This is a genomic window from Pedobacter sp. (genome assembly GCF_041662865.1).
GTDB lineage: Bacteria > Bacteroidota > Bacteroidia > Sphingobacteriales > Sphingobacteriaceae > Pedobacter.
The window spans coordinates 69,834-96,665 of sequence record NZ_JBAZRL010000003.1; the positions used below are offsets into that span (position 1 = coordinate 69,834).

The window sequence follows — 26,832 nt, forward strand, 5'->3', positions numbered from 1 at the left end:
AGACAAAATTAAAAGGATGAAAAAATGAGCAATATTAATTTAATCGATTCATTTCAGGAGTTTAAAGACTTCAAAAATATCGACCGCCCTACAGTAATTAGCGTACTGGAAGAGGTATTTCGCAGTATGTTGCGTAAAAAATATGGCACAGACGAAAACTGTGACGTAATTGTGAACCCAGATAATGGGGATTTGGAAATCTGGAGGACTAGAAAAGTGATGGAAGATGGGTTTTCTGAAGATGATGACCTAGAAATCGAACTTGCTGAAGTAAAGCAACTAGATCCAGATATGGAAGTTGGTGATGATTACATTGAACAAATTACGTTAGAAAGTTTTGGCCGCAGAGCGATTTTAGCAGCTCGTCAGACCCTTGTATCTAAAGTTTTAGAATTAGAGAAAGACGAAATCTTCAAAAAATATAAAGATAGAGTTGGTGAGATTGTAACTGGTGAAGTTTATCAAGTTTGGAAAAAAGAGACGTTGGTATTGGATGATGAAGGCAACGAATTAATGATGCCTAAAACTGAACAAATTCCAGCAGATTATTTCAAAAAAGGAGATTCAGTTCGTGCTGTAATTTCTAAAGTTGATATGGTGAATGCAACTCCAAAAATTATTATTTCACGTATTGCGCCAGAGTTTTTACAACGTTTATTCGAAATTGAAGTTCCAGAAATTTTTGATGGTTTAATTACCATTAAGAAAATCGTTCGCGAACCAGGAGAACGTGCTAAGGTTGCTGTAGAAAGTTACGATGATAGAATTGACCCAGTTGGTGCTTGTGTTGGTATGAAAGGTTCTCGTATCCACGGTATCGTGAGAGAATTAAAAAATGAAAATATTGATGTAATTAACTTCACAAACAATATTTCATTATACATTCAACGTGCGTTGAGCCCTGCAAAAATCACTTCTATTAAATTAGATGATGCTACAAAACACGCTTCAGTTTACTTAAAACCAGATCAAGTATCTTTAGCAATTGGTCGTGGTGGTCATAACATTAAATTGGCAGGTAAATTGACGGGATATGAAATCGATGTTTATCGTGAAGCCGGAGAAGAAGATGAAGATGTGGATATCGAAGAATTCTCGGATGAAATTGATAGCTGGATTATTGATGAGCTAAAAGCAATTGGTTGCGATACAGCAAAAAGTGTTTTAGCCTTATCAGTAGATGAATTAGTAAAACGTACCGATCTTGAAGAAGAAACCATTAAAGAAGTGATCGCAATTCTTCAATCGGAATTTGAATAACGTGTTATGCTTGAATAAATAAGAATAAACGTTACTTTTGTATATAATTAGTAAAAAAATAGGATAATAAATGTCAGACGACAAAGCCATAATTTTATTTAAAGCAGCCAAAGAGCTTAACATAGGGATTGCTACAGCCGTAGAGTTTCTAGGTAAGAAAGGCTTTGCTGTGGAAAATAAGCCCACTACCAAACTTTCAAAAGATATGTACGATACATTATTGAGAGAGTTTCAGGGGGATAAAATCGTAAAAGAAGAAGCCAATCAGATCGTTATAGGTAAAATTCGTCGTGATGAACCCGAAGTAGTTGAGAAAGCTGCTGAGGTGCCTAGAAAAAAACAAGATTTTGAAAACGAAGGTATTTTAATTAAAAACCTTCATTCATATACTCCTCCTGCTGCTGAGAAGCCGAAGGAAGAAAAGCCAGTTGAAACTAAGGTAGAGGAGCCTGTAAAAGCGCCTGCTAAAGTTGATGCTGTAACCGAAGAAGGATCTTTGCCTGGTGTGAAAATTGTTGGAAAAATAGATCTTAACGATTTAAACAGTAAAACTCGTCCTGCTAAGAAAGAAGAAGCGCCTGTTGAAGTTAAAGCTGCTGAGGTAGCTAAAAAAGAAACTCCAGCAGTTGTTGAAACTCCTAAAGCAGAGGTGCCAGTTGTAGAAAAACCTGCTGAAGTTAAAGAAGAAAAAGCACCAGTTGTTGAAGCTAAAGTTGAAGAAAAACCTAAAGCACCAACACCTGTAACACCAGTGGCAGAAACTCCAACTTCTCCCGATGACGAAGTTATTAAAGCTCGTTCGGTTAAATTATCAGGACCAAATATTGTAGGTAAAATTGTTTTGCCAACTACCCCTGATCGTAGAAACCAACCTGTAGCTTCTTCTGGCGATAGTGAAGCTGCAAAACGCAAACGCAAACGCAAAAAAACACCTGGTGGACCTAATGCTCCTCAACAAGGACAAGGTCAACAGAATCAAGGTCAACAACAAGGTACAAATCAACCTCGTCCGGCAGGAACACCTGCTCCACACGTTGGTAACAGACCTGATTTTAGAAATAATACAAATAATACGGCTGGTGGTCGTCCAAACTTTAGAAATGCTAAACCAGGTGCTGCACCGGGTGGGCCTAAAGAGGAACCAACAGAAAAAGAAATACAAGATCAGATTAAAGCAACACTTGCTCGTTTAAGTGGCGCTGGAAAATCTGGTAAATTTGCACAACGTGCTAAACTTCGTCGTCAAAAACGTGATGATGTAGCATTAACAGCTGAAGAAGCGGCAGCAGAAGAACAATTACAATCTAAAGTATTAAAGGTTACCGAGTTTGTTACGGCAAATGAATTAGCCAATATGATGGATGTGCCTGTAACTAAAATTATTGGTACTTGTATGAGTTTGGGCATGTTCGTTTCCATCAATCAACGTTTGGATGCAGAAACTTTAACAATTGTTGCTGATGAATTTGGTTACGAAATCCAGTTTGTAAAAGCGGATGAAGAAGCAGATAGTGTTATTGAAGAGGAAGATGCACCAGAAGATTTAGAACCAAGAGTTCCTGTGGTTACCATTATGGGTCACGTAGATCATGGTAAAACATCATTACTAGATTATATTCGTAAAGCGAATGTGGTAGCTGGTGAGGCCGGTGGTATTACACAACACATTGGTGCATATAAAGTAACAACTAACTCAGGTAAACAAGTAACTTTCTTAGATACGCCAGGTCACGAAGCCTTTACAGCAATGCGTGCTCGTGGTGCGAAAGTAGCAGATATAGCAATTATTGTAATTGCAGCAGATGATGCGGTGATGCCTCAAACAAAGGAAGCAATTAATCATGCACAAGCTGCGGGCGTACCATTGGTATTTGCCTTTACAAAAATTGATAAGCCAGGTGCAAATTCAGATAGAGTAAAAGAACAATTATCTGCGATGAATATTTTGGTTGAGGACTGGGGTGGTAAATTCCAATCGCAAGAAATATCAAGTAAAAGCGGATTAAATGTAGATTTACTCTTAGATAAAGTATTATTAGAAGCAGAATTATTAGAATTACAAGCTAATCCTAATAAACGTGCAACTGGTACGGTTATCGAAGCAACCTTAGATAAAGGACGTGGTATTGTAACTACAGTATTGGTACAAGCTGGTACGTTAAGAGTTGGTGATCCAATTTTAGCAGGTAGTTATAGCGGTAAAGTGAAAGCTTTATTTAACGAACGTGGTCAAAAAGTTGAAGAAGCTGGGCCATCAGTGCCAGTACAAGTATTGGGTATGCAAGGCGCTCCAACAGCTGGAGATAAGTTTAACGCAATGGAAAGCGAAGTTGAGGCAAGAGAAATTGCTAATAAACGCTTACAATTAATGCGTGAACAAGGTTTGCGTACACAGAAACATATTACTTTAGATGAGATTGGTCGTCGTTTAGCAATTGGAAACTTTAAAGAGTTAAACTTAATTGTTAAAGGTGATGTGGATGGTTCAATCGAAGCATTAGCCGATTCATTATTAAAACTATCTACGGAGGAAATACAAATCAATATTATTGGTAAAGCAGTAGGTCAAATTTCAGAATCTGATGTATTGTTAGCGTCTGCTTCAGATGCGATTATTATTGGTTTCCAAGTACGTCCTTCGCCAGGTGCTCGTAAATTAGCAGAGCAAGAACAAATAGATATTCGTTTATACTCTATTATTTATGATGCTATTAACGAGATTAAAGCTGCAATGGAAGGTATGTTGGCTCCAGAATTTGAAGAGAAGATTGTGGCAAACGTAGAAATTAGAGAAACCTTTAAAATTACTAAAGTGGGTACCATTGCAGGTTGTATGGTATTAGATGGTAAAATTACTAGAAATAGCAAAATCCGTATTGTACGTGATGGTGTTGTAATTTATACTGGAGAATTAGCTTCATTAAAACGCTTTAAAGACGACGTTAAAGAAGTAGCTAAAGGTTATGAATGCGGTCTAAATATCCAAAACTTTAATAATATTGAAGTTGGAGATATTGTAGAAGCTTACGAACAAGTAGAAGTTAAAAGAAAGTTATAAACTGATAGCATGAATATTTTTGGAACGCCTCAATTTTGGGGCGTTCTTTTTTTGCCCTTTTGGTTAAATTAAAAGCTTGAAATAATTAAATTAAATATATTTGATTGATGAAAAGATTGATAAAGAAGTTTTTTAATTTAGTGATGGGTTATAAGTCTATCGTGCCTAATGTAAATATGGTGAAGAATATAGGGATGGGAGAAAGCGGAACACATACTTTTGGCGATCATCCTCTAACTAAAAATTAATTTGGAGATATCAAAAAATTATTCATCCAATCTTTAAAATTCAAGACGTGGTGGTGGATAGTCATACCCAGAGTAAAGAGTTTATGCGCAACCAAATCAAAAAAGTTTGCTTTCTAAAGCATGGAAGGCAGTTAAAAATAAATTGTAAATATAATGCAGAGTAAAGTAACTGGAGGCGCTACGATCGTTCTTTTCAAGGTGAAAATTTTGAACAAATACGAGATTACGTATTTTAAATGCGTAGAAACTGGATTTATTCAAACAGAAGAGCCCTATTGGTTAGAAGAGGCCTATTCATCTGCAATTACCAAATTGGATATTGGTTTAGTATATAGAAATGAAAACCTGCGTGGTAAACTACTTAAAATCTTAAGTAAACATTTCGATAAGAATGGAAAATACTTGGATTATGCGGGAGGTTATGGTCTATTTACTCGTTTAATGAGAGATCAGGGATATGATTTTTACCATACAGATATCTATTGTAAAAATATATTTGCAGAGTATTTTGATTTGAGTAATTTGCCTAGCAACACTAAGTTTGAACTGCTGACAGCTTTCGAGGTTTTTGAACATCTACCCAATCCATTAACTGAGATTGAAGCGATGATGAAACATAGTGATTCCATCTTTTTTAGTACAGAGTTGGTCCCTCAAATGCCATTGAATTCATCTGATGATTGGTGGTATTTCATCCCAGAAACAGGACAGCACCTTGCGTTTTATACTGAGAAATCACTTGCTTTTATTGCAGAAAAATTTGGTTTCAACTTTTATACTGATGGTGCAAGTATACATTTATTTACTAAAAAGACATTTTCAGAGGATCCATTCAAAATTAAGAGAGATCCATTTTTAATTAGGAAGATGCGGAAAATGGTGAAGAAATTTGATCAAAAACAATATCCATCGTATACTAGTTTGTTGAACGCTGATTGGGAGATGGTGAAAGAGAAGTTAAAATAATACCAAAATCTATCTATGAAAATTCTATTTGATGATCAGATCTTTTTACTTCAAAAATTTGGAGGTATTTCCCGGTATTTCACCGAGTTAATTTATGAGTTGAATCAAAGTAAAGATCATCAGGCAATTTGTCCAATTGTACAGACAAAAAACATCCATTATAATGAGAAAATTGATAAAGGGTTAAGTTTAATGGAACGTTTAAAACGAATTTCTTCCTTTAAATTTAGTGAAAAAGGAATAAGTAGATATGCAGCTAGACAAAATCGGAAAAATGTAATCAAAGCATTAAAGGAAAAAGATTTTGATTTGTTTGTGCCAACTTATTACGATCCTTATTTTCTTCCTTATTTAGATGATAAACCTTTTGTGTTGAATGTATATGATATGATTCATGAAATTTACCCTACATACTTTACAGCAGATGATCTTGCATTAAATCACAAAAAAGGACTGATTGAAAAAGCAACTAAAATTATAGCTATTTCAGAAAGTACAAAAAGGGATATCCTTAAAATTTATCCAAATACGCCGGCAGAAAAAATTGAAGTTGTGCACTTGGCTGGCGGTATTGATGATCAAAGTACCCTAGATTTAGAACTTCCAAAATCTTATATTTTATTTGTTGGAAATAGAGCACATTATAAAAATTTCAATTTCTTTTTTAAGTCAATCGCACCAATTTTAAAAGAAAACCCAAGTTTATATTTGGTTTGCGCAGGTGGTAATGAATTTACGCCTGAAGAATTATTACTAATCAAACAACAAGGTGTAGCCAATCAAGTTATGCAGCGGAATTTTAAAGATGCTGAATTGGCAAGCTATTATCTCAACGCAAAGTGTTTTGTTTTTCCATCGGTTTATGAAGGATTTGGAATTCCTGTTTTAGAAGCAATGAGTTGTGGATGCCCTATCGTTTTAGCAAACCATAGCTCATTTCCAGAAGTTGCTGGAGATGCAGGGATTTACTTTGAATTAGAAGATGAGGCTGATTTAAGAGCAAAAGTATCTACTCTTGTTTTTAATGAAGATCTTCGGGCAGAATTTAAGCAAAAAGGATTAGTGCAATGCAAGAAATTCGGTTGGGGAAAAACAGCAAAAGAATGTATCTCTATATTTAATTCAATCCAAAAATCTTGAAAACAGCAATCATAACTGGTATAACAGGGCAAGACGGCGCCTATCTTTCTACTTTATTATTGAAGAATGACTATAAGGTAATTGGGTTGGTGAGAAATGATCAGCCTAATTTAACCGGATTGGATTACTTGAAAATAAAAGAGCATGTTGAAATTGTTAAATGTAATTTGCTCGATATTGAACAAACTGAAACTGTTCTGAAAAAATATTCACCCGATGAAATTTATAACCTTGCAGCACAAAGTTCGGTTTCAATTTCATTTGAGCAGCCAATTGCCACTTTTCAATTCAATACATTGAGTGTATTCAATCTGTTGGAGAGTATTAAAACTATAAATCGAAGTATTCGCTTTTACCAAGCCAGCAGTAGTGAAATGTGTGGAAAGGTAAATCAACTTCCCATTACAGAAGATAGTGTTTTACACCCTTTGAGTCCTTATGCCACGTCTAAAGTCGCGGCTCATTTTACCTGTACCAATTATCGCGAAAGCTATGGGATGTACATTGCTTGCGGAATTCTTTTTAATCACGAATCGTATTTAAGAAGTAATGGTTTCTTTGTAAAAAAGGTAATTCGAGAAAGTATCCAGCTTCACTTAGGTAATAAAACACATTTAGAAGTTGGAAATATCGATATCAAACGTGATTTTGGCTATTCTCCTTTATATGTGGAAGCGATGTACAAAATGTTACAACAAGAAACACCAGCTGATTATTTAGTGTGTTCAGGAGAATCAATCAGCTTGAGGAAGATTATCTATTACGTTTTTTCTGTTTTGGGCATCTCTAACGACAAGTGTGTTGTCAATCCAAAATTATATCGCCCAAATGAAATTGAAAATATTTATGGGGATAATGCAAAAGCAAAACGAGAGTTAGATTGGAAATACGATTATAATTTTTACCAAGTTTTGGACTTACTGATTGCTGAAGAACAAGCTAATTTGAATAAGTAATTATTTTGTTTTTGGTAAGAATAATAAAATAAAACTCATCCAAGCTTTTAAAATTTTATAAGCAAAGCCGTACTTTTTGATATAAAAAAACTGTTGCCCTCTTTTGGAGTTAAGTATTGTTATTTTTTCATAATCCTTAATAAATAACGGAAAGTATCTTTCCAGTGTTTGTCTACGTTCTTCGTTCATAGATTTATGATTACTAATTATAGAAGAAATCCCTGATACATCATAGTTGCAAATTATCATATCTACATGTTGATATGGCCTATTCTCTTTACAAATGGCATAAATAAAAAACTCCCAGTCAGAAACAATTTTGTAATCCTCATTGTAAAAAAATAGATCATAAAATAAAGACTTTCTTATAAAAGAAGTTTGATGAGATAGATTATGAGCCATGAAAAATCCAAAACTTAATTCATTAGGATAAGTTCGAACAACTTTTCCATTAGGTTCAAGGTAAGCAGCGTTACCATAGATGATATCGTCATCCGAATTTAAATATGGGTCAATTTTTTCAAGTACATCATTGTTTGACAGCGTATCACCACTATTTAAAAATAAAAGAAATTTGCCTTTCGCCACTCTAATTCCCTTATTCATAGCATGGTAAATGCCTTGATCGGGTTCGCTTACATTATAAGAAAAATGGTGTTTATAAAGATTAATTGATGCTTTACTTCCATCTGTACTACCCCCATCAATTATAATATATTCGAATTTTTTACTGGTTTGACTAATTACGCTCTCGATTGTTTTCTGAAGCCCAAATTCATTATTGTAATTAATTGTTATGATAGAAATTAATAGTTCCATTTTATCAATTTAAGCTAATAAATAGATTTGTAAGTTGCAGCTTAACTTTTTCTGCACTATAATTTAAAATAGAATTTGCTGCATTAGATTTAATTTTCCCCCATAACTGTTGATTTTCATAAAGCTCAATTATTTGATGTGCAAATTCTTTTACATCATCAGCAATAATTACATTTTCTCCATGTATTAAATTCATGCCTTCTGCACCTATAGTAGTGGTTACAATTGGTAGGCTAAATTCTAAGCTCTGACCAATTTTGCCTTTCATGCCAGCGCCATACCTTAAAGGAGCTACAAAAACTCTAGAGGAATAGAAAAAATCACTTACATCATTTAAATACCCGGGAACAACTACCAGACTGCTTGATAAGTTTAATACTTCATCTGTTGGGTAGCTACCTAATAAATAAACGGGCACATTTTCTAATTTTCGCCAAACTATTGGCATAATTTCGTTAATCAGCCATTTTACTGCATCTATATTTGGCTCATGTTTATAGCCACCAATAAACAATATACCATGCCTTTCTTCATAAGAGATTTCTTTTGGTGCTTGATGAAGTTCATGAATATTTGGGATTGTAAAAACATGGTTGATTTTTTCATTCTCTAAAATCTGTTGCTCAAGCTCGGTTACTGTAATTGTGGCATTCGCATTTTTTGCCAATCGAAGTTCAAGTTTTTTAAATTTTAGTGCTCTTCTGTATAATTTCTCATCTTTTTCATTTTCCGATTGACGCAGTAGTCTAATATAATGGAGATCTACTGTATCGAAAATAATTTTCGTCTTTTTGTTCTTTTTAACTATTTTTTGGAATGATTTGTTTAGCATTGGTCTTGAAATCCATGCATAATCAATATACTTTAGCAAGGACTGTAATGTTTTTAGCATTTGCTTTTTTTCATTTATTACCAAATCAATCTCTAACTCTTTCAATAGTTGATCGTAAGGGGAAATTTGCAATCCGTCTGCAGGAAAGAAAATCACATTCAAGCCCATGCTTTTAAAAATTTTAGTTAATTCGAAAATGCGCTTTGATCCTGAAGATTTATCGTGTTGTGGCAAGTTTTCATCAATCACTAAGATTGTTTTTTTGGTTGGATCAAAAAAATTAAGTTTTTTAATCTCATCTGCAGTACTAGGATTGAATAATAATTTTAATTTATTCCACATGTGATCTTCAAATAATAAACTAAATCCTTATTAAATATATTTATTTAAGGAATAATGATTTACGAATATAAACAGTTGTTGTAAACGGCTTAGCAATGTTTAAAAAATAATTCAAAGGAATCATTTTTTTAGGGGTACTTAAACTAAGTATTTCTTTAATTTATATCCCCAAGCATATTTAATAATAAAATTGATTTTACTAAAGGTTGATTTCTTTTTAATAAATAGCAATTGAGCTCTATGACGATAAATAAAAAAAGCCAAAGAAAATGAAAAATATGAACCCATTCTATTGGTATAAAGTTTTAATAATTGGGTTTTAAAAGCCTGAAAATTATTAAATTCATAGTCATGAAAGAATTTTAAGCGATGATATTCTTGCTCAATTTGTAGCAAAGCATTTCTTTTCTTCGATGAATCTCTTTTCATTCCCAAAATATTGGTGTTCGCATCCGTATGCTGACGATATTTTACCAAACAATTGCTTATAAAGCTTATTTTTCCATTATTACTCGCTACATAAACAATCCACCAATCATGAAAACTGTTCTTATCAAACTCACCAATAAAATTCAGCAATTCTTTTTTGAATAATATGGCATGACCAGAAACACAATTTTCCAATAGGAAGACTCTAGAATCTTGTCCCACATAAAAATTTCTAACATCACTCATTTTACGATTCATACTTATTCCTTCTTCAGTCATAAATTCAGAATCGTGATATAGCAGTAAATTGTCTTTAATCTCTTGCATCATGATGCTAATCTTATCCAACGCCCAGCTATCGTCTTGGTCAGATAAAGCAATAAAATCACCATTGCATAAAGAAATAGCCTTTTCGAAATTTTTGGTATAACCTAGATTTTGCTCATTTTGATACACCTTAAAAAAAGGATAAGTCGATTCATACTGTTTTAAAATAGCTACAGTTTGATCTTTAGAACCATCATCTACTACTATCACTTCTAATTCTGGGTAATGTTGCTTAACAAGCGTATCCAATTGTTCAATTAAATACTTTTCGCCATTATAGGTGCAGAGAGCAATAGAAACTAAGGGCATAGGCTTTAATCGTTGAAAGTTTGCATATCAATTAGCCTCTTATAAACTCTATTGTTGGCAATTAATTCTTGATGGGTCCCTCTTTCAACAATTTCACCTTTGTCTATTACCACAATAAGATCTGCTAGTTGAATAGTACTTAATCGATGAGCAATTACAATTGAAGTTCTGTTTTGCATTAAATTATTCAACGCTTCTTGCACTAATTTTTCAGATTCTGTATCTAACGCAGATGTTGCTTCATCTAATAACATAATCGGAGGGTTCGCTAAAACTGCTCTAGCAATGCAAATTCTTTGTTTTTGCCCTCCAGATAATCTATTCCCTCTATCTCCAACAAAGGATTGATAGCCTTGATCAGTATTTAAAATAAATTCATGAGCGTTGGCAATTTTTGCAGCTGTGATTACTTCTTCTAGCGTGGCTTCTGGTTTTGCAAATGCGATATTGTTAAAAATAGTATCATTAAATAAAAACGATTCCTGATTAACAGTACCCATTTGAGCTCGAATGCTTTCTATTGTTAAGTCTTTATAATTATACCCGTCAATTTTTATATCACCCATCAAGGGATCATGAAAACGAGGAATTAAATCCATTAATGTACTTTTCCCACCGCCAGAAGGGCCTACAAGAGCTACTGTTTTACCTTTCTCAATACTTAGATTAATATTTTTTAGTACTTGTTTATCTCCATAACTGAAAGAAACATTTTCTATATCCAGCGCTTTTTTAAATTCAGGTAAGATAATAGCATTCGGTTTATTTTCTAACTCTGCCTTCGTGTCTATTAAATCTAAAACACGTTCTCCTGCAGCAATTCCAGAATGAATGCCACTAAATGAATCAGTTAATGCTTTAATAGGTTGCATGATTTGAGAAAATGTAGCAAGGTAAACCACAAATTTTGCTGATGTAAGATCACCGTGTCCACTCAAAATCTCTGTTCCGCCATACAATAAAATAAATACAACTACTAAAACGCCTAAAGTTTGAGAAACTGGAGATGCCAATTGCTGCCTCCTTGCCATTTTACGGTTTAGATTAGAATAGTATTTATTTTCTTCATGAAATTTTTCTTTTATTCTAAAGGTTGCGTTAAAGGCTTTTATAATTTTTATTCCGCTCAAAGCTTCATCTAAAAATCCAATCATTTTAGCAAAAGACTCATGAGACTGAGTAGATTGTTGCTTTAATCTTTTTACGATTTTACTAATGATAAATCCAGAAATTGGAATGACTAAAAGCGAGAATATAGTTAACTTAAAAGAGATTGAAACTAATACTCCTATAAAAAATAACAATTGCACTGGCTCTTTAAAAACCACTTGGAGAGTATTGGTTACTGTAAACTGAACAACTTGTACATCAGATGCGACTTTAGAAATGATATCCCCTTTACGTTCATTGCTAAAATAACCGACATGTAAATTCATCACGTTATTAAAAACAGCTCTTCTTAAATTTAAAAGAGTGTGTACTCTCAAATCTTCCATGAATCGTTGAGAGAAATAACGGAAAAAATTAGCTAAAAAAACAGTAGCTATAATGACGATGCAGATTATCTTTAAAGCAAATATTTTATCGTCAGAGATAATATTCCCTATATAATTATCAAATTGATGCATTGGATTCCATGAATCGCTGGCTTCGGGAACTTTTGTTGGGTCTTCGCACTTTCCAAGAAATAAAGCCTGCATTAGTGGGCCTAACAAAGTAAAAAGAAAAGTATTAAAAATGATGGCAAAAAGTGTTGCGATGATATAAGGTATAGCAAACTTTTCTATTGGTTTAGCAAAAGATAATAATCTGAAATAGGTTTTCATTCAAGGGGTATAAACATACAAAGCTACATATTTTGTTCTTTCTTTACGGATTGATCGTTTTACTGTACATAATATTACCAAAAACAAACTATATCACATGTAGTTACATTGGATGATACATACTTAATAAAATTCTGTTTATTTGTACTAAAGATAGTTTGCAATGAGTTCGCATCAGATACTTAAGGAAGGAATTGAACAAGGAAATTTTAGGATTTTAGCAAGAGCTTTAACTTTTGTGGAGAATGACATTGAGCCCTCATCGACTTTGTTAAAAGAAATTCATATTAAAAATGAAGTGCCTGTTTTAGGAATAACTGGTCCACCGGGTGCGGGTAAAAGCACTTTAATAAATGCGATTACAAATTATTTTATTGAGCAGAATAAGAAAATAGCCATTTTGGCAGTAGATCCTACTTCTCCATTCAATTTTGGGTCATTATTGGGAGATAGAATTAGAATGGCTCAGCAGTTTAACAATCCAAATGTTTTTATCAGATCTATTGCTACTCGAGGCGCTTTAGGAGGGGTTTCTCTTAAAACGTTAGAAATGGTAGATGTATTAAAAGCTGCCAAATTCGATTTAATTTTAATAGAAACAGTTGGTGTGGGACAATCTGAAGTAGAAATAGCAGGATTGGCAGATAAAACAATTGTGGTGTTGGTTCCCGAATCGGGAGATGAAATACAGAATATAAAATCAGGATTGATGGAAATTGCTCAAGGTTTTATCGTTAATAAAGCAGATAGAGAAGGTGCAGATGCTTTTGCAAATAATTTAAAAAAGTTAGTAAGTCAGCAGCATCAAAATATACCCGTTTTTAAAACAGTGGCAGATAAAAATGAAGGCATAAGCGCAGTATGCAAATGGATTTTGAAACCAATTGATGCAATTAATGAGCGTAAGAAATTCTTAATGGCAGAAAAAGCACTAAGAATTATTCAGCACTACCGAATGAAAGATATTGATAAAATGCAATTACGTTTGGATGTTGAAGCAGCAGTAATGCAACCAGACTTTAATATTTATCGTTTTACAGAAAACTGGATTAAGCATTCATAAGATCTTCAATTTCATCTACTTCAATAGGGATATTGGCCATTAGATCGAGATTTCCATTCTTTGTAATCAAAATATCATTTTCTAATCTTACGCCAAATCCTTCCTCTGGAATATAAATGCCAGGTTCGCAAGTTAAAATATTTCCTTCTGCAAAAGGAGTATATCTACTTGCAAAATCATGCACATCTATCCCTAAATGATGAGAGGTTCCATGCATAAAATATTTTTTGTAAGCAGGATATGTTAAGCTTTGATTTTTTACATCAGAAGAAGAAATTAGCTTAAGTTTAATAAGTTGTTCCGTCATAATTTCTCCAACTTCTTCATGATAAGTATTCCAAATCGCTCCTGCAACCATCAATTTTTTAGCTTCCTTCATTACATGTAAAACGGCATTATAAACCTCTTTTTGTCTTGAAGTGAATTTGCCATTTACTGGGATAGTTCTTGTTAAATCTGCATTGTAATTGGCATATTCTGCTCCGAAATCCATTAAAATCAACTCACCATCCTTGCATTTCTGATTATTATCGGTGTAATGCAATATGTTAGCATTGTTGCCAGAGGCTATTATTGGGTTATACGCATGGCCAGTAGCTGCTTGTTTAATGAATTCGTGAATAATTTCTGCTTCAATTTCATATTCAAATACATTTGGCTTTACAAATTTAAGCACCCTTCTAAAAGCATCATTGGTGATATCGCATGCCTTTTGGGTAAGTTCTACCTCTATTTCAGATTTAATTGCTCGTAAATCCCGCATTAGAGGGGCAGCTCGCTCATATTTGTGTAATGGATATTTTTCACGTAATTCTTTAATGAAGCGAATATCTCTATATGGTATTGAGTGAGCATAACGGTCATTTTCGTTTAAATTTATATAAACATATTCTGCATAGTGAATTATACTGTGTAGAATGTTGTCAAAATCATCCAACCAATATATATTCTTAATTCCTGATGTTGCTCTAGCTTGGTCTTTGGTATATTTATGGCCTTCCCACACCTTAATGTGGTCATTAGTCTGTCTTAAAAACAGGACTTCTCTGTATAATGGATTAGGACAGTTTGGATATAGCAATAAAATAGATTGTTCTTGATCTATGCCAGATAAGTAAAAAAGGTCAGGATTTTGCTTAAAAGGAAAGTTTTGATCTCCACTTCTGGGAAACTCGTCACTTGACTGAAATATAGCTATTGCATTGTCAGGCAATAGATTTATAAAATTGTCTCTGTTCATTAAAAATAGAGAAGAGCTTATTTCTTTGTATTTCATAATTTTACTATCTTTAAATGAGATAATTTTTCCAAATGTAATAAAATGATCAGTTCTTTAGAAGTTTGGAACGGAGTTTGTATGGTGTTTTGAGATTATAAAAATTTGTTTAATTTTGTCTTACAAAAAATTATACAATTAATATTTGTTTAACCTTAAAAAAGAAAATTATGAATTATTCTACTTTAAAAAAAGGCGTTGTAGCTTCTTTAGTAGCTTTAATGGGAGTAACAACTCTTGCTAATGCTCAGGATGCTCCTGCAATGTCTTCTTCTGCCAAAGTGTTTGGTGGTAGAGCACAGTACAGAACGTGGTCATTTGGTATCAACGGGGGTGTTTTAGCGCCAGTTGTTGTAACAGGTGGATCTAACGATTTTACTAACTGGGATGTTAACTTAGGTTATGGTATCTCATTACGCAAACAATTAGGCCATGCATTTGGCTTAGAAGGTAACATTTTCCGTGGCAAATTATCTGGAACTAATAAAGATGCTACTGGTGGTGTTCAAAACGGAGCTAAAGAATTTGAAACTGATATTCAATACGCAGCTGATTTAAGAGGTGTTGTAAATGTTGCAACTGTAGATTTTTTGCGTCGTGAGAATTCAGTTAACTTCTTTGTAACTGCTGGTTACGGTTTAATGGCTTATAACCCTAAACTTACTTTAGCTAACGGTACTGTAGTTAATACTAAAGGTCAATATGGTGAAAATGGCGATAATGATTATATCAAAGAAGCTTACATTCCTGTAGGTGCTGGTATCAAATTTAAAGTGTCTGACCGTGTATCTTTCAACTTAGCTTATACAATGAATTTTGTTGATGGTGATAACGTTGATAGAGTTTATGCTGGTGGTACTTCAAAAGATAAATATTCTTACACTTCTGCTGGATTAGAATTCTCTTTAGGTTCGAAAGCTAAACCTAACTTGGATTGGGTTAACCCATTAGCTATGATGTATGATGAATTGAAAGATCCTACATTACGTCAAGAAGTTGAAGCATTGAAAAATCGTGTTTCTAACGTAGAAAAATCAGTTGAAGATTTGAAAAAAGATACTGACGGTGACGGTGTTGCTGATCAATTTGACAAATGTGCTGGAACTCCAGCTGGAACTAAAGTTGACGGATCAGGATGTCCACTTCCTGTAGCTGCAGCTCCTGTTACCCAAGTTGAAACTTCAAACGTAACTGGTTGGGAAACTATCCAATTTGAATTTAACAGTTCAGTATTAAAAACTGAATCTTATCCTACTTTAGATAAATTATCTTCAGTATTGCGTGAAAACGGTGGTAAAATAACTGCTAAAGGTTATGCTTCAAGCGAAGGTACTACTGCATACAATTTGAAATTATCTAAAGACAGAGCTAATTCTGTTAAAACTTACTTAGTAAACTCTGGCGTTAATTCTAGCCAAGTAACTGCTAAAGGTTTTGGTGAAGCTAATCCAGTTGCTTCTAACGATACTGAAGAAGGTCGTATCCAAAATCGTCGTGTTGAGACTTCAAGAAACTAATCTTTCTTAATTCGATATAAAAAGTGCTCCGAAATTTCGGAGCACTTTTTTTTTATACCTATATTTGTTCTATGTACTTCTTTAGAAAGAAAGATCCACAACGCCCAACTAATATCAATATTAAGATAATGCACATCATTAATGCAATTGCTATCTTATTGTTTACTGGTGGAATAATCTGGAAATTGATACAATGGTTTATATTAAAAAAATAAATGAAAACAATTATTAATACCCACAATGCACCAGCACCAATTGGTCCTTATAGTCAGGCAGTATTGGCTAATGGATTTTTATTTATATCTGGTCAGGTAGCCATTAATCCCGAAAATGGAGAGATAAACCTTTCATCAATTTCTGAAGAAACGCATCAAATAATGCGAAATATTAAAGCGGTATTATTAGAGGCAGAATACGAGTTTGATCACGTTGTAAAAACCACTATTTTTTTATCAGACATGAGTTTGTTTACAGAAGTTAATGAAGTCTATGGGTCTTATTTTCAATCTAATTTCCCTGCCCGCGAAACAGTTGCTGTTAAAGGTTTGCCAAAAGGTGTAAATGTAGAAATATCGGTGACAGCATTTAAAGCATAAGCTTTGTTGAAGTCGAAATCTCGTTATTTATTTGCTGCCTTTTTATCCGTTGCCATTTGGGGATTTTTCTCTATTCCTTTAAGGAATCTAAAAGCATTTCCTTCTGAGGAAATATTATATTATCGCATATTTACTTCCCTTGTTGTTATTTGGATAGCGATACTTTTATTTAGACGAAAAATTTTAACTAAGGATATTAGGTATTTTAAAAACGCCCTACCAAAGGAAAAACGAATAATTGTTTTTCAGATTATAGGCGCAACTATTTTGCTCACCTTAAATTGGTACACATTTATTTACGCAGTTAATCATATCAATCTTAAGTCTGCTGCTTTTGCATACATGGTATGTCCATTGATAACTGCGTTTGGTGGTTTCCTGATTTTAAAAGAAGAACTTTCTAACTTAAAATTAGTAGCTCTTGGTATAGCATTACTAAGTATTATCATGCTGGCCACAGGCTCTTTTATCGATGTGCTTTGGTCGGTTATTATTGCAGCATTGTATGCATTTTATCTTATCATTCAACGTAAAATGCAACACTTAGATAAATTGAATGTACTCGCATTACAAATAACAGTAGCGGTTTTATTAATGTTGCCTTTTTATATATATCATCATGCAGACTTTCCAACAGGGGTGTGGTTTTGGAGTCACATCGTTATCATTGCAGTAGTGTTTACGGTGATTCCCCTTTTTTTAAGCTTGTATGCGTTAATAGGGATTCCATCATCCACTTTGGGCATTATTATTTATGTAAATCCAATTATCGCATTTGCTGTTGCGGTTTTATATTTCAACGAAAAAATAAGTCTCCATCAACTACTTGCCTATTTACTATTATTATTCGCTGTTTTTCTTTTTAATTGGAACTTGATAAAAGATATTTTTACTTTTAAGAGAAAATAAATCTGCTTTGTTTGCCTCAAATTTAGATACTTCTTTAGTTTATTTAAAGGGTGTTGGCCCTAAACGTGCCGAACTGCTGCAAAAGGAGTTGGGCATATCAACTTATGAGCAACTTTTAGATCATTACCCTTTTAGGTACATCGATAGAACTCGTTTTTATAAAATAAATGAATTAAATCCTGATATGCCTTTGGTGCAAGTAATTGGCAGAATTACGAGTAAAGAAACCATAGGTGAAAAACATAAAAAAAGAATTGTTGCCAAATTTACAGATGATACTGGAACGATGGATTTGGTGTGGTTTCAAAGTTTAAAATGGGTAGAAGATCATGTGATGCGTGGTAGTCTTTACGTCGCCTTTGGCAAACCAACCTTGTTTAATGGTGGTTTTAGTATTTCACATCCAGATTTGGAAACCTATCCTAGACAAACTGGAATAACGGGTAATTTAACACTACAACCAATTTATAATTCTACTGAGAAACTAAAAAAGAGTTTTTTAGATAGCAAAGGTATTCAGAAGTTAATTCATCATATTATTGAATTACATATCAATGAAGTTAGAGAAACTCTGCCAGCTTATATTTTAGAGAAATATAAATTAATTAGTAGAAAAGAAGCTTTGATTCACATTCATTTTCCTGCTAACACTTCAATGTTACAACATGCAGAAAGGCGATTAAAATTTGAAGAGCTTTTCTTTATCCAACTACAGTTATTGCACAATAAACAATTACGAAGTTTAAAGTTTAAAGGAGCGCTATTTAATACTGTTGGAGAGAAAGTAAATACATTTTACAACACAATGCTTCCTTTTGATTTAACGAACGCACAGAAGCGAGTTATTAAGGAAATTAGACTAGATACTCAAAGGGGGAGTCAAATGAACCGTCTAATTCAAGGGGATGTTGGTAGCGGAAAAACCGTGGTGGCTTTAATGAGTATGTTATTGGCAAATGATAATGGCTATCAGGCATGTATGATGGCACCAACCGAAATTTTAGCCCGACAACATTATCAATCTTTAGCAGACTTATTACGGGGTGAATTAATAAATGTTGCCATTTTAACAGGAAACACTACCAAAAAACAACGAACCGTTTTACACCAACAATTAGAAGCCGGTGATATAGATATTTTAGTTGGTACGCATGCATTGATTGAAGATAAAGTTCAATTTAAGAATTTAGGCTTGGTAGTAATTGATGAACAACACCGTTTTGGTGTTGAACAAAGGGCGAAGCTGTGGCGTAAAAATGTTGTTCCGCCACATATTTTAGTAATGACAGCTACTCCAATTCCTCGAACATTGGCTATGACCTTATATGGGGATTTAGATGTTTCGGTAATTGATGAATTGCCAGTAGGAAGAAAGCCGATTGAAACCAAACATTTATTCGAAGGTCAACGATTGCGAATGTTTGGTTTTATGAAGCAAGAAATTGCCAAAGGTCGACAGGTTTATATTGTTTATCCTTTGATACGGGAAAGCGAAAAGTTAGATTTATTACATATGGAGGCTGGAGTAGAACAAATGCGCTATCAATTTCCTTTGCCAGATTATCAAATTAGTATTGTGCATGGACAAATGCCAAATGCAGATAAACAATATGAAATGCAACGTTTTATTGATGGTAAGAGTCAGATTATGGTGGCTACAACTGTGATAGAAGTTGGTGTGAATGTACCCAACGCATCTGTAATGATTATTGAAAACGCAGAACGATTTGGACTTTCGCAATTACATCAATTAAGAGGTAGAGTTGGTCGAGGTGCAGAGCAATCTTTTTGTATTTTAATGACAGGAAATAAATTGGGTCCAAACTCAAAGTTGCGAATAGAAACCATGGTTAAAACCAATAATGGTTTTGAAATTTCAGAAATAGATTTACAGCTTCGTGGTCCAGGAGATATTACAGGCACACAACAAAGTGGGGTTCTAGAACTCAAAATGGCAAACTTGGCTAAAGATCAAATCATTTTACAAGAAGCAAGAAATACGGTAATTGAACTTTTTGAAAAAGATGCAATGCTCGAATTACCAGAAAACATACTCCTTAAGAATTACCTTAATAAAAGAACAAGAGCAATCGCTTTTGATAAAATTTCTTAATTAATCTTCATCTGTTCCAGGTAAAGAACCACTTCCTGTGTAAGCCCCTTTACGGATAATCGGCATTTTTAAATACTTGAACAATTCATCTAAATGCATTAAACTTCCATTGGTTAAATTGCCCAAGAAAATAACTACAATATCTTTATCTAAATCGCGAACATAAATATGGCGGAAACCATGCCACCAACCTGTATGATACACAACTTTGTCCATTCCTTTGCCGTCAAACATTCTCCAGCCATAACCATAATTAAAGTGGCCATTTACAGGTTTATTATGGCCTGTATAAGCAGAATCTAAACTTTTTTGAGTTAATAATCTTCCATTTTTTAGATACTTATCGTATAAAACTAAATCGTGTAAAGTGCTATAAATTCCTTTATCGCCAACTGGCCCATCTAAGAAATTTTGTACAACAGAGTATCTGAAATTATTACGATCATGTCCAACCACATCAACAGGAACTTTTGGATAAACAGTGGTTGAATAAACATGCGTATGTTTCATTCCGGCAGGTTTAAAAACATGTTCCATCATGTAATCTGCATAAGGTTTACCTGTCACTTTCTCTATAATCGCACCCAAAACCATAAAATTTGAGTTGTTGTAGTGAAATATCTTATCAGGCTTGGTATATGGGTTTGGCTTTCTTTCGGCAATTACATCCATTACTTCTTGGTTAGATACACCTTTCTTTTGATCACGTTTTTCCTTGCGCCAAATGTCGTCGATAAAATAAACGTAATTCATCATTCCACTTCTGTGAGATAAAAGCAATTTAATCGTTATCCCATCGTATGGAAAATTTGGATAGAATTTCTTTACATCATCTGTTAGTTTTAGCTTTCCAGCCTCTACTAGTTGCATAATTGCAACACTCGTAAAAGTTTTAGTAATAGAGGCTAACTCAAATTCTGAATTTATTTTTAGGCTATCGCGATGTAAATAATCTGCCCAACCAATTGCTTTTTCATATAAGATTTTACCTTTTCTAGCCACAAGCATATTACCATTAAAGCCGGATTTTTTATGGAGATTTTGAGCAAAATCTGCAATCCATTGATCTCCTTTAGCTGGGTCATAAGCAATTAGCAAACTATCTGCTTTATCGTCTTCTTTGGTTCTTACTTTTTTATCGGCCTCTGCCTTTTTAGTTTTTTCTTCTTTAGATGTACAAGATGAAATGGATATGGTAGTGATTGCAAAAGCTGCAATGAATAAACGAAACTTCATGTAGGATGATATACAGGTTTAAAAGGCGAAAAATAAGAATTATTGTCTTTTTAAACGCAAAAGAGTTTTAAACATTGCCGATAAATTTTCTTTTAAGTTAATAATATACAATCCTATTAAATATTTTACTTCAAAGCGGTTCAAAATCTTTAAATTTGCCAAAAAAAGAGCAACATCATGAGTTTCAGAATAGAACACGATACCATGGGCGAGGTACAGGTACCCGCTGATAAATATTGGGGCGCACAAACAGAACGTTCGCGTAATAATTTTAAAATTGGACCAGAGGCAAGTATGCCAAAGGAAATTATACATGCTTTTGGTTACTTAAAGAAAGCGGCAGCTTTGGCAAATACTGAATTAGGAGTTTTGTCTAGTGAAAAAGCAACGTTAATTGCAAATGCTTGTGATGAAGTTATTGCAGGTAAATTGGATGCAGAATTTCCATTGGTAATTTGGCAAACAGGTTCTGGTACGCAAAGTAATATGAACGCCAATGAAGTTATTGCAAATCGTGCTCATGTATTAAATGGGGGAAGTTTAGCTGATGATAAAAAAGTGCTTCACCCAAATGATGATGTGAATAAATCGCAATCATCAAATGATACCTATCCTACGGCGATGCACATTGCTGCCTACAAACAAGCAGTAGAAATTACTATCCCAGGATTGGAAAAATTAAGAAATACTTTAGAAAAAAAAGCCACATCTTGGAATGATATTGTTAAAACTGGTCGTACTCATTTTATGGATGCTACCCCTTTAACTTTGGGTCAGGAGTTTTCTGGTTATGTACAGCAAATAGACAATGGCATTAGAGCAATAAAAAATGCTTTAGTAATGATTAGTGAATTAGCTTTAGGTGGTACAGCAGTTGGTACGGGCCTAAATACACCAAATGGATATGATGTTTTAGTAGCTAAAAAAATTGCAGAACTAACAGGTTTAGCTTTTGTAACTGCTCCAAATAAATTTGAGGCGTTAGCAGCACATGATGCAATGGTTGAGTTATCTGGTGCTTACAAACGTGTAGCAGTTTCGTTAATGAAAATAGCTAACGATATTAGAATCTTAAGTTCTGGCCCACGCTGTGGAATTGGAGAAATTATTATTCCTGATAACGAACCCGGTTCTTCTATTATGCCAGGAAAAGTAAACCCAACACAACCAGAAGCATTAACAATGGTTTGTGCTCAAGTTATGGGTAACGATGTAACTGTTGGTATTGGTGGTAGCAATGGCCATTTTGAGTTGAACGTTTTTAAACCAGTTATCGCTGCAAACGTATTACAAAGTGGTCGTTTAATTGGTGACGCTTGTGTTTCGTTTAACGATAAATGTGCAGTAGGTATTGAACCAAACAGGCCAGTAATTCAACAACACATGGAAAATTCATTGATGTTGGTTACAGCTTTAAATCCACATATTGGGTATGAAAATGCAGCTAAAATTGCTAAAAAAGCACATAAAGAAAACAAAACTTTACGTGAAGCTGCGGTTGAATTAGGTTTGTTAACCAGCGAACAATTTACCGAATGGGTAAAACCCGAAGATATGGTTGGAAGCCTTAAATAATTAAGCCAAAAGGCTAAAGCAGAAAGCTACTATTAAGGTGCAAAATATAACGATGTAATTATTTAATGATGCCATTTTTTTTTAAGAAAAATATACACTTTGCTTTAATCTTTGGTCTTTCGGCTTTGATCTTTTCTTGCACACGCTTACCCAACGTACAAGGTAAAGGAGAGGTGTTTCTGCAAGGAGTTTGGAATCAAGATAGTATTGCTAATTCGGTTAAATTGCTAAACTACACTCAACATCACTTCAAAATAAGTTGCGATTCATTTTATGTAGATTTAACTACCCATTCTAAAGTTAATTACTACGCGGATTCGTGTTTTAATAAAGGCATTTGGAAAGAATATGCGAAAGGAACTTATGCTGTTAAAGGCGATACATTAATGTTAATCGGCACATTTACAAAAGCTAATTATAAGCAAAAAGCTTCTGGATGTTACCGAAATGGACAATATATAAGCAATTTCAAGATTAAATCATCAAGTTCGACTAGTTTAGTACTAGAGAATTTAAACGACCAAAGAGAATGTACACTTGTTTTAAAAGAAAAAATAACCTGTGTACCTAAAGAATTATAAAAAATGAAACCATCATGAGCAAACACTTACAAACAGTAATGAATATTGCTCATGATAGCTTAATCACCATTAAGAATAATTATATACTGATGAAAAAATTATCCGTTTTTAAAGAAATCGTTATCGTATTTGCCTTGATTTATGTGCCATTTACTGCTGGTGCATGGGGTGTTTTAGGACATAGAATTGTTGGTGAAGTTGCTGATCAATATCTGCAAGCAAAAACCCGTTTGGCCATAAAGCAAATTTTAGGAACAGAGAGCATGGCAATGGCAGCTAATTGGGCAGATTTTATAAAATCTGATACCACCTATAATTATTTGAGCAACTGGCATTATGTAAATCTTCCAGCAGATTTATCAAAAAATGATGTCTATAGTTTTTTAGAAAATCAGCCTGCGGCTAATATCTATAATAAACTTAATGAAATGATCGCTGTACTTAAAAATGTAAAAAGTACTACTGATCAAAAGAAATTAGCTTTACGTATGGTAATTCATTTGGTTGGAGATTTGCATCAGCCTATGCATACAGCTAGAAAAGATGATTTAGGTGGCAATAAAATTCTGTTGACATGGTTTGGCGAAAAATCTAATTTACATAGAGTTTGGGATGAAGGATTAGTAGGTTTTCAGCAATTGAGCTTTACAGAATACACAAAAGCAATTAATCACCCTACAAAACAACAAGTTATTAATTGGCAGCAAACAAGTTTAAAAGATTGTGTATTTGAATCATATCAAATCTGTAATAAAATTTATGCTACTGGTATTAAAAATGATGATAAATTAAGTTACAAATATAATTTTGACTGGATTGACACTGTAAATGAACAATTGCTTAAAGGTGGTGTTCGTTTGGCGAAAATTTTAAACGATATTTATAAGTAAATATTAATTTATCTATGATGAAAAAGCTAATTTTATTTGTTTGTATGTGCGCATTATTTTCTTGTAAAAAGGAAAATGTAGATGACATTACGAAGTTCAATTGGGTTTTGAAAACGCAAATTGTAACCCCAGCAATAACTATTGATGGTAAAACTTCTACAAATTATTTAAGTTTGCAAAATCCTGATGGTTGCTCTAAAAATTTTACAATTTCGTTTCATGATAATGGCGTATTTACAGTTGGATCAAACGGAGCGCTTTGTGACATGGTAGCAAATTCTAATGCACAAAAATGGACAAAGGAAGGTGACCAAATCACTTTAGATTACGGAAATGGTCCCAGCGCACCTTTAACACTAAAAGACAACACCTTAATTACTACCTCTACTTTTCCTAATAACGGAGCCATTTATTCGTTAACAACCACATATGTTGCAATAAAATCAAAATAGAGTGAAAATTTTAATGGTTTGTTTAGGTAATATTTGTCGTTCGCCAATGGCTGAAGGAATTATGCGCCATTTAGTTAATGAACAACACTTAGATTGGGAAATTGCATCTGCCGGAACAGGAAATTGGCACGTTGGGCAAGCGCCAGATAGAAGAAGCATTCTCATTGCTAAAACCTTTGGTTATGATATTTCAGATCAAAGGGGAAGACATTTCACAACCGAGTTATTTGATCAGTTTGACCATATTTTGGTAATGGATAAATACAATTTGAGGGATGTTTTAAATTTAGCTGAAACTGAAGGGCAAAGAAGTAAAGTGAAGTTGTTTTTAGCTGATGAAGCAGATGTTACTGATCCTTATAAGGATAGTTCATTATTTGAATCGGTTTGTGCATTGATAGAGAAAAGATGCATGGAATTAATCGAGGAGTTAAAATAATAATATTAAAACCAATGCCAGCACCACAATTGTTTATGGTTTTATTGGGTTGTAGACCAGAAGGAAGACATATTGAACAACATGATATTTTTTTTGGTATAGGTACTTCTTTACAAGAATTGATACCACAAATGAATGCTTTTTGGCCTGAGGCGAAAGGCAAAATTCATGTAGATGCTTGGCGAAGTGTTAACCAAGTTGATGGATATAAAGTAGAAGTTGTCGCTAAAAGCGAAGAAGCAAAAGCTGATTTAGTTAGTCTATTCTTTTTAAACTTAGGAGGCTATAAGAAGAACGAATTTGATGAATTGCATTATAAAATGCTAGTAGTATCCGATCAAAAAGCGTTAGCAATTAAGCAAGCCAAAGAAACAACTTTTTATAAACACACAGCTTTTGAAGGTGCCACTTCTCATATAGATGATAAATTCGGAGTTGATGTAGATGATATTTTTGAGATCAAAGATATTTTATCATCAGCAACAAAAAGCAAATACGCTTTAAAGTTTACTCCAAACATCGATTTGCCTGAAGATGAAATCTTTTTAGGGTATTTGCCTTTATCTAAAATATAGAGGTTAAGCAGGTTGCAAATGAGTAGCAATCGCCATTCTATTCCATGCATTAATTGTTATTATTGCCATCATGAGCTGGGCCAATTGGTTTTCATCAAAAAGACTTTTTGCTTTCTGATAAGTTTCCTCAGATACACCACCATTTGCAATTAGAGTCATTTCTTCAGTTAATGCTAAAATTGCCCTTTCTTCTTCTGTATATAAATCATGCACTTCTCTCCAAGCATTCAATAAATAAATACGTTGTTCGGTTTCTCCATGTTTTCTTGCATCTGTAGTATGCATATTGATGCAGAAAGCGCAACCATTAATTTGAGAACTTCTAATTTTAATCAGTTCTTTATGAGTTTTGTTAATTGTAGTGGTTGCTAAATAACTTTCTAAGCCCATTAAGGCTTTATAAGCTGCTGGTTCAAGTTGTCCAATATTAATTCGTTTTTCCATTTTTGTTTATCTTTTAATTTGATACATCAAAGGTAAAACGAACCCTGTTTAAAAAACTTAAGCTAGTTTAAGAAATTAATTTAAGGATTTTTTTTTCGTAATTCGCTCAAATATTCTGGTGTAATTCCTAAATAAGAAGCCAGCATATATTGTGGAATGCGTTGTACAAATTTCGGAAATAACGAAACAAATTGCCTGTAATTTTCTTCTTTAGAAAAGTCATGAAAATATTTAACTCTCATTTGTGAAGCGGCGTATGCTCTTTGCATCATAATTCTAAAATATCGTTCAAGCCGCGGTAGTTTTTCAAATAATTCTTCTTGTTTTTGATGTTCAACTACTACAACTTCAGAGTCTTCTACCGCTTGAAGATAGAATTTGGAAGGGGCCTGGATCATTAAACTCATATAATCTGACAGCCACCAATTTTCTAAAGCGAACTGAGTAATTTGTTCAGTTCCTTTTTCATTGATGTAAAACATTCGTAAAAGACCAGTTTCCACGAAGTAATTGCCTTTACAAGTTTGCCCTTCTTCTAACAAAAACTCCTTTTTCTTAATCGATTTTATTTTCACATAAGTAGATAAAATTTGGATATCATTATCTGTTAAGGAAATATATTTTTTAAGATGTTGGATAAAATTTGGATACATG

At 33.5% G+C, this 26,832-nt stretch carries 26 protein-coding genes; 18 read left to right on the forward strand and 8 right to left on the reverse strand.

The features are described 5' to 3' along the window. Positions 1-24: 24 nt before the first annotated feature. The 6 genes from nusA to WC622_RS01930 all read left to right on the forward strand — a co-directional run bounded on the left by nusA (position 25) and on the right by WC622_RS01930 (position 7,628). Positions 25-1,260: a transcription termination factor NusA gene (gene nusA, locus WC622_RS01905; RefSeq protein ID WP_372816739.1), complete on the forward strand. Its 1,236-nt coding sequence runs from the start codon at positions 25-27 to the stop codon at positions 1,258-1,260. 70 nt (positions 1,261-1,330) lie between these two features. Next, the gene (gene infB / locus WC622_RS01910; protein ID WP_372816741.1) at positions 1,331-4,318 is read left to right on the forward strand and encodes a translation initiation factor IF-2; all 2,988 of its coding nucleotides are present in this window, start codon (positions 1,331-1,333) and stop codon (positions 4,316-4,318) included. Positions 4,319-4,425: 107 nt separating this feature from the next. Further along, positions 4,426-4,566, forward strand: a complete 141-nt coding sequence (locus WC622_RS01915) for a hypothetical protein (RefSeq protein ID WP_372816743.1) — start codon at positions 4,426-4,428, stop codon at positions 4,564-4,566. A 153-nt stretch (positions 4,567-4,719) separates the two neighbouring features. Further along, a complete protein-coding gene (locus tag WC622_RS01920; protein ID WP_372816745.1) occupies positions 4,720-5,532 on the forward strand; it encodes a class I SAM-dependent methyltransferase in 813 nt (270 codons plus the stop codon). A 15-nt stretch (positions 5,533-5,547) separates the two neighbouring features. After that, on the forward strand, positions 5,548-6,672 hold the full coding sequence (locus tag WC622_RS01925; RefSeq protein ID WP_372816747.1) for a glycosyltransferase family 4 protein: 1,125 nt from the start codon (positions 5,548-5,550) through the stop codon (positions 6,670-6,672). Next, positions 6,669-7,628, forward strand: coding sequence for a GDP-mannose 4,6-dehydratase (locus WC622_RS01930; protein ID WP_372816749.1), 960 nt, complete (start codon positions 6,669-6,671; stop codon positions 7,626-7,628). The genes WC622_RS01925 and WC622_RS01930 overlap by 4 nt, the downstream gene beginning before the upstream one ends. Here WC622_RS01930 and WC622_RS01935 read toward each other — a convergent pair whose 3' ends face one another. The 4 genes from WC622_RS01935 to WC622_RS01950 all read right to left on the reverse strand — a co-directional run bounded on the left by WC622_RS01935 (position 7,629) and on the right by WC622_RS01950 (position 12,512). Beyond that, on the reverse strand, positions 7,629-8,447 hold the full coding sequence (locus tag WC622_RS01935) for a glycosyltransferase family 2 protein (protein WP_372816751.1): 819 nt from the start codon (positions 8,445-8,447) through the stop codon (positions 7,629-7,631). A 4-nt stretch (positions 8,448-8,451) separates the two neighbouring features. After that, the gene (locus tag WC622_RS01940; RefSeq protein WP_372816753.1) at positions 8,452-9,621 is read right to left on the reverse strand and encodes a glycosyltransferase; all 1,170 of its coding nucleotides are present in this window, start codon (positions 9,619-9,621) and stop codon (positions 8,452-8,454) included. 138 nt (positions 9,622-9,759) lie between these two features. Next, the gene (locus tag WC622_RS01945) at positions 9,760-10,686 is read right to left on the reverse strand and encodes a glycosyltransferase family 2 protein (protein WP_372816755.1); all 927 of its coding nucleotides are present in this window, start codon (positions 10,684-10,686) and stop codon (positions 9,760-9,762) included. Between the two features lie 5 nt (positions 10,687-10,691). Further along, entirely contained in the window at positions 10,692-12,512 is a 1,821-nt protein-coding gene (locus WC622_RS01950; RefSeq protein WP_372816757.1) for an ABC transporter ATP-binding protein, read from the reverse strand. A gap of 163 nt (positions 12,513-12,675) precedes the next feature. On the opposite strand from WC622_RS01950, the gene meaB reads away from it, so the two are divergent. Next, positions 12,676-13,575, forward strand: a complete 900-nt coding sequence (gene meaB / locus WC622_RS01955; RefSeq protein ID WP_372816759.1) for a methylmalonyl Co-A mutase-associated GTPase MeaB — start codon at positions 12,676-12,678, stop codon at positions 13,573-13,575. Here meaB and WC622_RS01960 read toward each other — a convergent pair. Continuing rightward, a complete protein-coding gene (locus tag WC622_RS01960; protein ID WP_372816761.1) occupies positions 13,562-14,851 on the reverse strand; it encodes an aminopeptidase P family protein in 1,290 nt (429 codons plus the stop codon). The genes meaB and WC622_RS01960 overlap by 14 nt on opposite strands. Positions 14,852-15,021: 170 nt before the next feature. Here WC622_RS01960 and WC622_RS01965 point away from each other — a divergent pair, with 170 nt between their 5' ends. From WC622_RS01965 to recG, 5 genes are all read left to right on the forward strand, one after another. Next, positions 15,022-16,368 carry an OmpA family protein gene (locus WC622_RS01965; protein ID WP_372816763.1) on the forward strand — a complete coding sequence of 449 codons (1,347 nt, stop codon included), beginning with the start codon at positions 15,022-15,024 and terminating at the stop codon, positions 16,366-16,368. 71 nt (positions 16,369-16,439) lie between these two features. After that, on the forward strand, positions 16,440-16,583 hold the full coding sequence (locus WC622_RS01970; protein ID WP_372816765.1) for a DUF6728 family protein: 144 nt from the start codon (positions 16,440-16,442) through the stop codon (positions 16,581-16,583). After that, on the forward strand, positions 16,584-16,964 hold the full coding sequence (locus tag WC622_RS01975) for a RidA family protein (RefSeq protein WP_372816767.1): 381 nt from the start codon (positions 16,584-16,586) through the stop codon (positions 16,962-16,964). Between the two features lie 3 nt (positions 16,965-16,967). Then, positions 16,968-17,873, forward strand: a complete 906-nt coding sequence (locus tag WC622_RS01980; RefSeq protein ID WP_372816768.1) for an EamA family transporter — start codon at positions 16,968-16,970, stop codon at positions 17,871-17,873. Positions 17,874-17,880: 7 nt separating this feature from the next. Next, positions 17,881-19,986, forward strand: coding sequence for an ATP-dependent DNA helicase RecG (gene recG / locus WC622_RS01985; RefSeq protein ID WP_372816770.1), 2,106 nt, complete (start codon positions 17,881-17,883; stop codon positions 19,984-19,986). Here recG and WC622_RS01990 read toward each other — a convergent pair whose 3' ends face one another. Continuing rightward, positions 19,987-21,222 (reverse strand): serine hydrolase domain-containing protein, encoded by a 1,236-nt coding sequence (locus WC622_RS01990; protein WP_372816772.1) that lies wholly within the window; start codon positions 21,220-21,222, stop codon positions 19,987-19,989. Positions 21,223-21,399: 177 nt separating this feature from the next. On the opposite strand from WC622_RS01990, the gene fumC reads away from it, so the two are divergent. From fumC to WC622_RS02020, 6 genes are all read left to right on the forward strand, one after another. Beyond that, entirely contained in the window at positions 21,400-22,797 is a 1,398-nt protein-coding gene (gene fumC, locus WC622_RS01995) for a class II fumarate hydratase (RefSeq protein ID WP_372816774.1), read from the forward strand. A gap of 65 nt (positions 22,798-22,862) precedes the next feature. Next, the gene (locus WC622_RS02000) at positions 22,863-23,378 is read left to right on the forward strand and encodes a fumarate hydratase (protein ID WP_372816776.1); all 516 of its coding nucleotides are present in this window, start codon (positions 22,863-22,865) and stop codon (positions 23,376-23,378) included. A gap of 14 nt (positions 23,379-23,392) precedes the next feature. Continuing rightward, positions 23,393-24,268, forward strand: a complete 876-nt coding sequence (locus tag WC622_RS02005; protein ID WP_372816778.1) for a S1/P1 nuclease — start codon at positions 23,393-23,395, stop codon at positions 24,266-24,268. A 44-nt stretch (positions 24,269-24,312) separates the two neighbouring features. Next, a complete protein-coding gene (locus WC622_RS02010; RefSeq protein WP_372816780.1) occupies positions 24,313-24,720 on the forward strand; it encodes a hypothetical protein in 408 nt (135 codons plus the stop codon). A 1-nt stretch (position 24,721) separates the two neighbouring features. Continuing rightward, a complete protein-coding gene (locus WC622_RS02015) occupies positions 24,722-25,159 on the forward strand; it encodes a low molecular weight protein-tyrosine-phosphatase (protein WP_372816782.1) in 438 nt (145 codons plus the stop codon). 14 nt (positions 25,160-25,173) lie between these two features. Further along, positions 25,174-25,734 carry a DUF1543 domain-containing protein gene (locus WC622_RS02020; RefSeq protein WP_372816783.1) on the forward strand — a complete coding sequence of 187 codons (561 nt, stop codon included), beginning with the start codon at positions 25,174-25,176 and terminating at the stop codon, positions 25,732-25,734. A gap of 3 nt (positions 25,735-25,737) precedes the next feature. Here the strand turns inward: WC622_RS02020 and WC622_RS02025 are convergent, their stop codons facing one another. Both WC622_RS02025 and WC622_RS02030 read right to left on the reverse strand, forming a co-directional pair. After that, entirely contained in the window at positions 25,738-26,178 is a 441-nt protein-coding gene (locus tag WC622_RS02025; RefSeq protein WP_372816785.1) for a carboxymuconolactone decarboxylase family protein, read from the reverse strand. An 80-nt stretch (positions 26,179-26,258) separates the two neighbouring features. Next, complete coding sequence (locus WC622_RS02030; RefSeq protein WP_372816787.1) at positions 26,259-26,831, reverse strand: Crp/Fnr family transcriptional regulator; 573 nt, start codon at positions 26,829-26,831, stop codon at positions 26,259-26,261. Between the last annotated feature and the right edge of the window lies 1 nt (position 26,832).

Bases quoted from the DNA above. Each gene is read 5' to 3' on its own strand.
- WC622_RS02020 (WP_372816783.1), top strand. From the start codon at position 25,174: ATGCCAGCACCACAATTGTTTATGGTTTTATTGGGTTGTAGACCAGAA.
- WC622_RS01935 (WP_372816751.1), bottom strand. From the start codon at position 8,447: ATGGAACTATTAATTTCTATCATAACAATTAATTACAATAATGAATTT.
- WC622_RS01945 (WP_372816755.1), bottom strand. From the start codon at position 10,686: ATGCCCTTAGTTTCTATTGCTCTCTGCACCTATAATGGCGAAAAGTAT.
- WC622_RS01915 (WP_372816743.1), top strand. From the start codon at position 4,426: ATGAAAAGATTGATAAAGAAGTTTTTTAATTTAGTGATGGGTTATAAG.
- WC622_RS01920 (WP_372816745.1), top strand. From the start codon at position 4,720: ATGCAGAGTAAAGTAACTGGAGGCGCTACGATCGTTCTTTTCAAGGTG.
- WC622_RS02010 (WP_372816780.1), top strand. From the start codon at position 24,313: ATGTGCGCATTATTTTCTTGTAAAAAGGAAAATGTAGATGACATTACG.
- WC622_RS02005 (WP_372816778.1), top strand. From the start codon at position 23,393: ATGAGCAAACACTTACAAACAGTAATGAATATTGCTCATGATAGCTTA.
- WC622_RS01940 (WP_372816753.1), bottom strand. From the start codon at position 9,621: ATGTGGAATAAATTAAAATTATTATTCAATCCTAGTACTGCAGATGAG.
- WC622_RS01925 (WP_372816747.1), top strand. From the start codon at position 5,548: ATGAAAATTCTATTTGATGATCAGATCTTTTTACTTCAAAAATTTGGA.
- infB (WP_372816741.1), top strand. From the start codon at position 1,331: ATGTCAGACGACAAAGCCATAATTTTATTTAAAGCAGCCAAAGAGCTT.
- meaB (WP_372816759.1), top strand. From the start codon at position 12,676: ATGAGTTCGCATCAGATACTTAAGGAAGGAATTGAACAAGGAAATTTT.
- WC622_RS01970 (WP_372816765.1), top strand. From the start codon at position 16,440: ATGTACTTCTTTAGAAAGAAAGATCCACAACGCCCAACTAATATCAAT.
- WC622_RS02030 (WP_372816787.1), bottom strand. From the start codon at position 26,831: ATGTATCCAAATTTTATCCAACATCTTAAAAAATATATTTCCTTAACA.
- WC622_RS01965 (WP_372816763.1), top strand. From the start codon at position 15,022: ATGAATTATTCTACTTTAAAAAAAGGCGTTGTAGCTTCTTTAGTAGCT.
- fumC (WP_372816774.1), top strand. From the start codon at position 21,400: ATGAGTTTCAGAATAGAACACGATACCATGGGCGAGGTACAGGTACCC.
- WC622_RS02025 (WP_372816785.1), bottom strand. From the start codon at position 26,178: ATGGAAAAACGAATTAATATTGGACAACTTGAACCAGCAGCTTATAAA.
- WC622_RS01990 (WP_372816772.1), bottom strand. From the start codon at position 21,222: ATGAAGTTTCGTTTATTCATTGCAGCTTTTGCAATCACTACCATATCC.
- WC622_RS01960 (WP_372816761.1), bottom strand. From the start codon at position 14,851: ATGAAATACAAAGAAATAAGCTCTTCTCTATTTTTAATGAACAGAGAC.
- nusA (WP_372816739.1), top strand. From the start codon at position 25: ATGAGCAATATTAATTTAATCGATTCATTTCAGGAGTTTAAAGACTTC.
- WC622_RS01950 (WP_372816757.1), bottom strand. From the start codon at position 12,512: ATGAAAACCTATTTCAGATTATTATCTTTTGCTAAACCAATAGAAAAG.
- WC622_RS01975 (WP_372816767.1), top strand. From the start codon at position 16,584: ATGAAAACAATTATTAATACCCACAATGCACCAGCACCAATTGGTCCT.
- WC622_RS02000 (WP_372816776.1), top strand. From the start codon at position 22,863: ATGATGCCATTTTTTTTTAAGAAAAATATACACTTTGCTTTAATCTTT.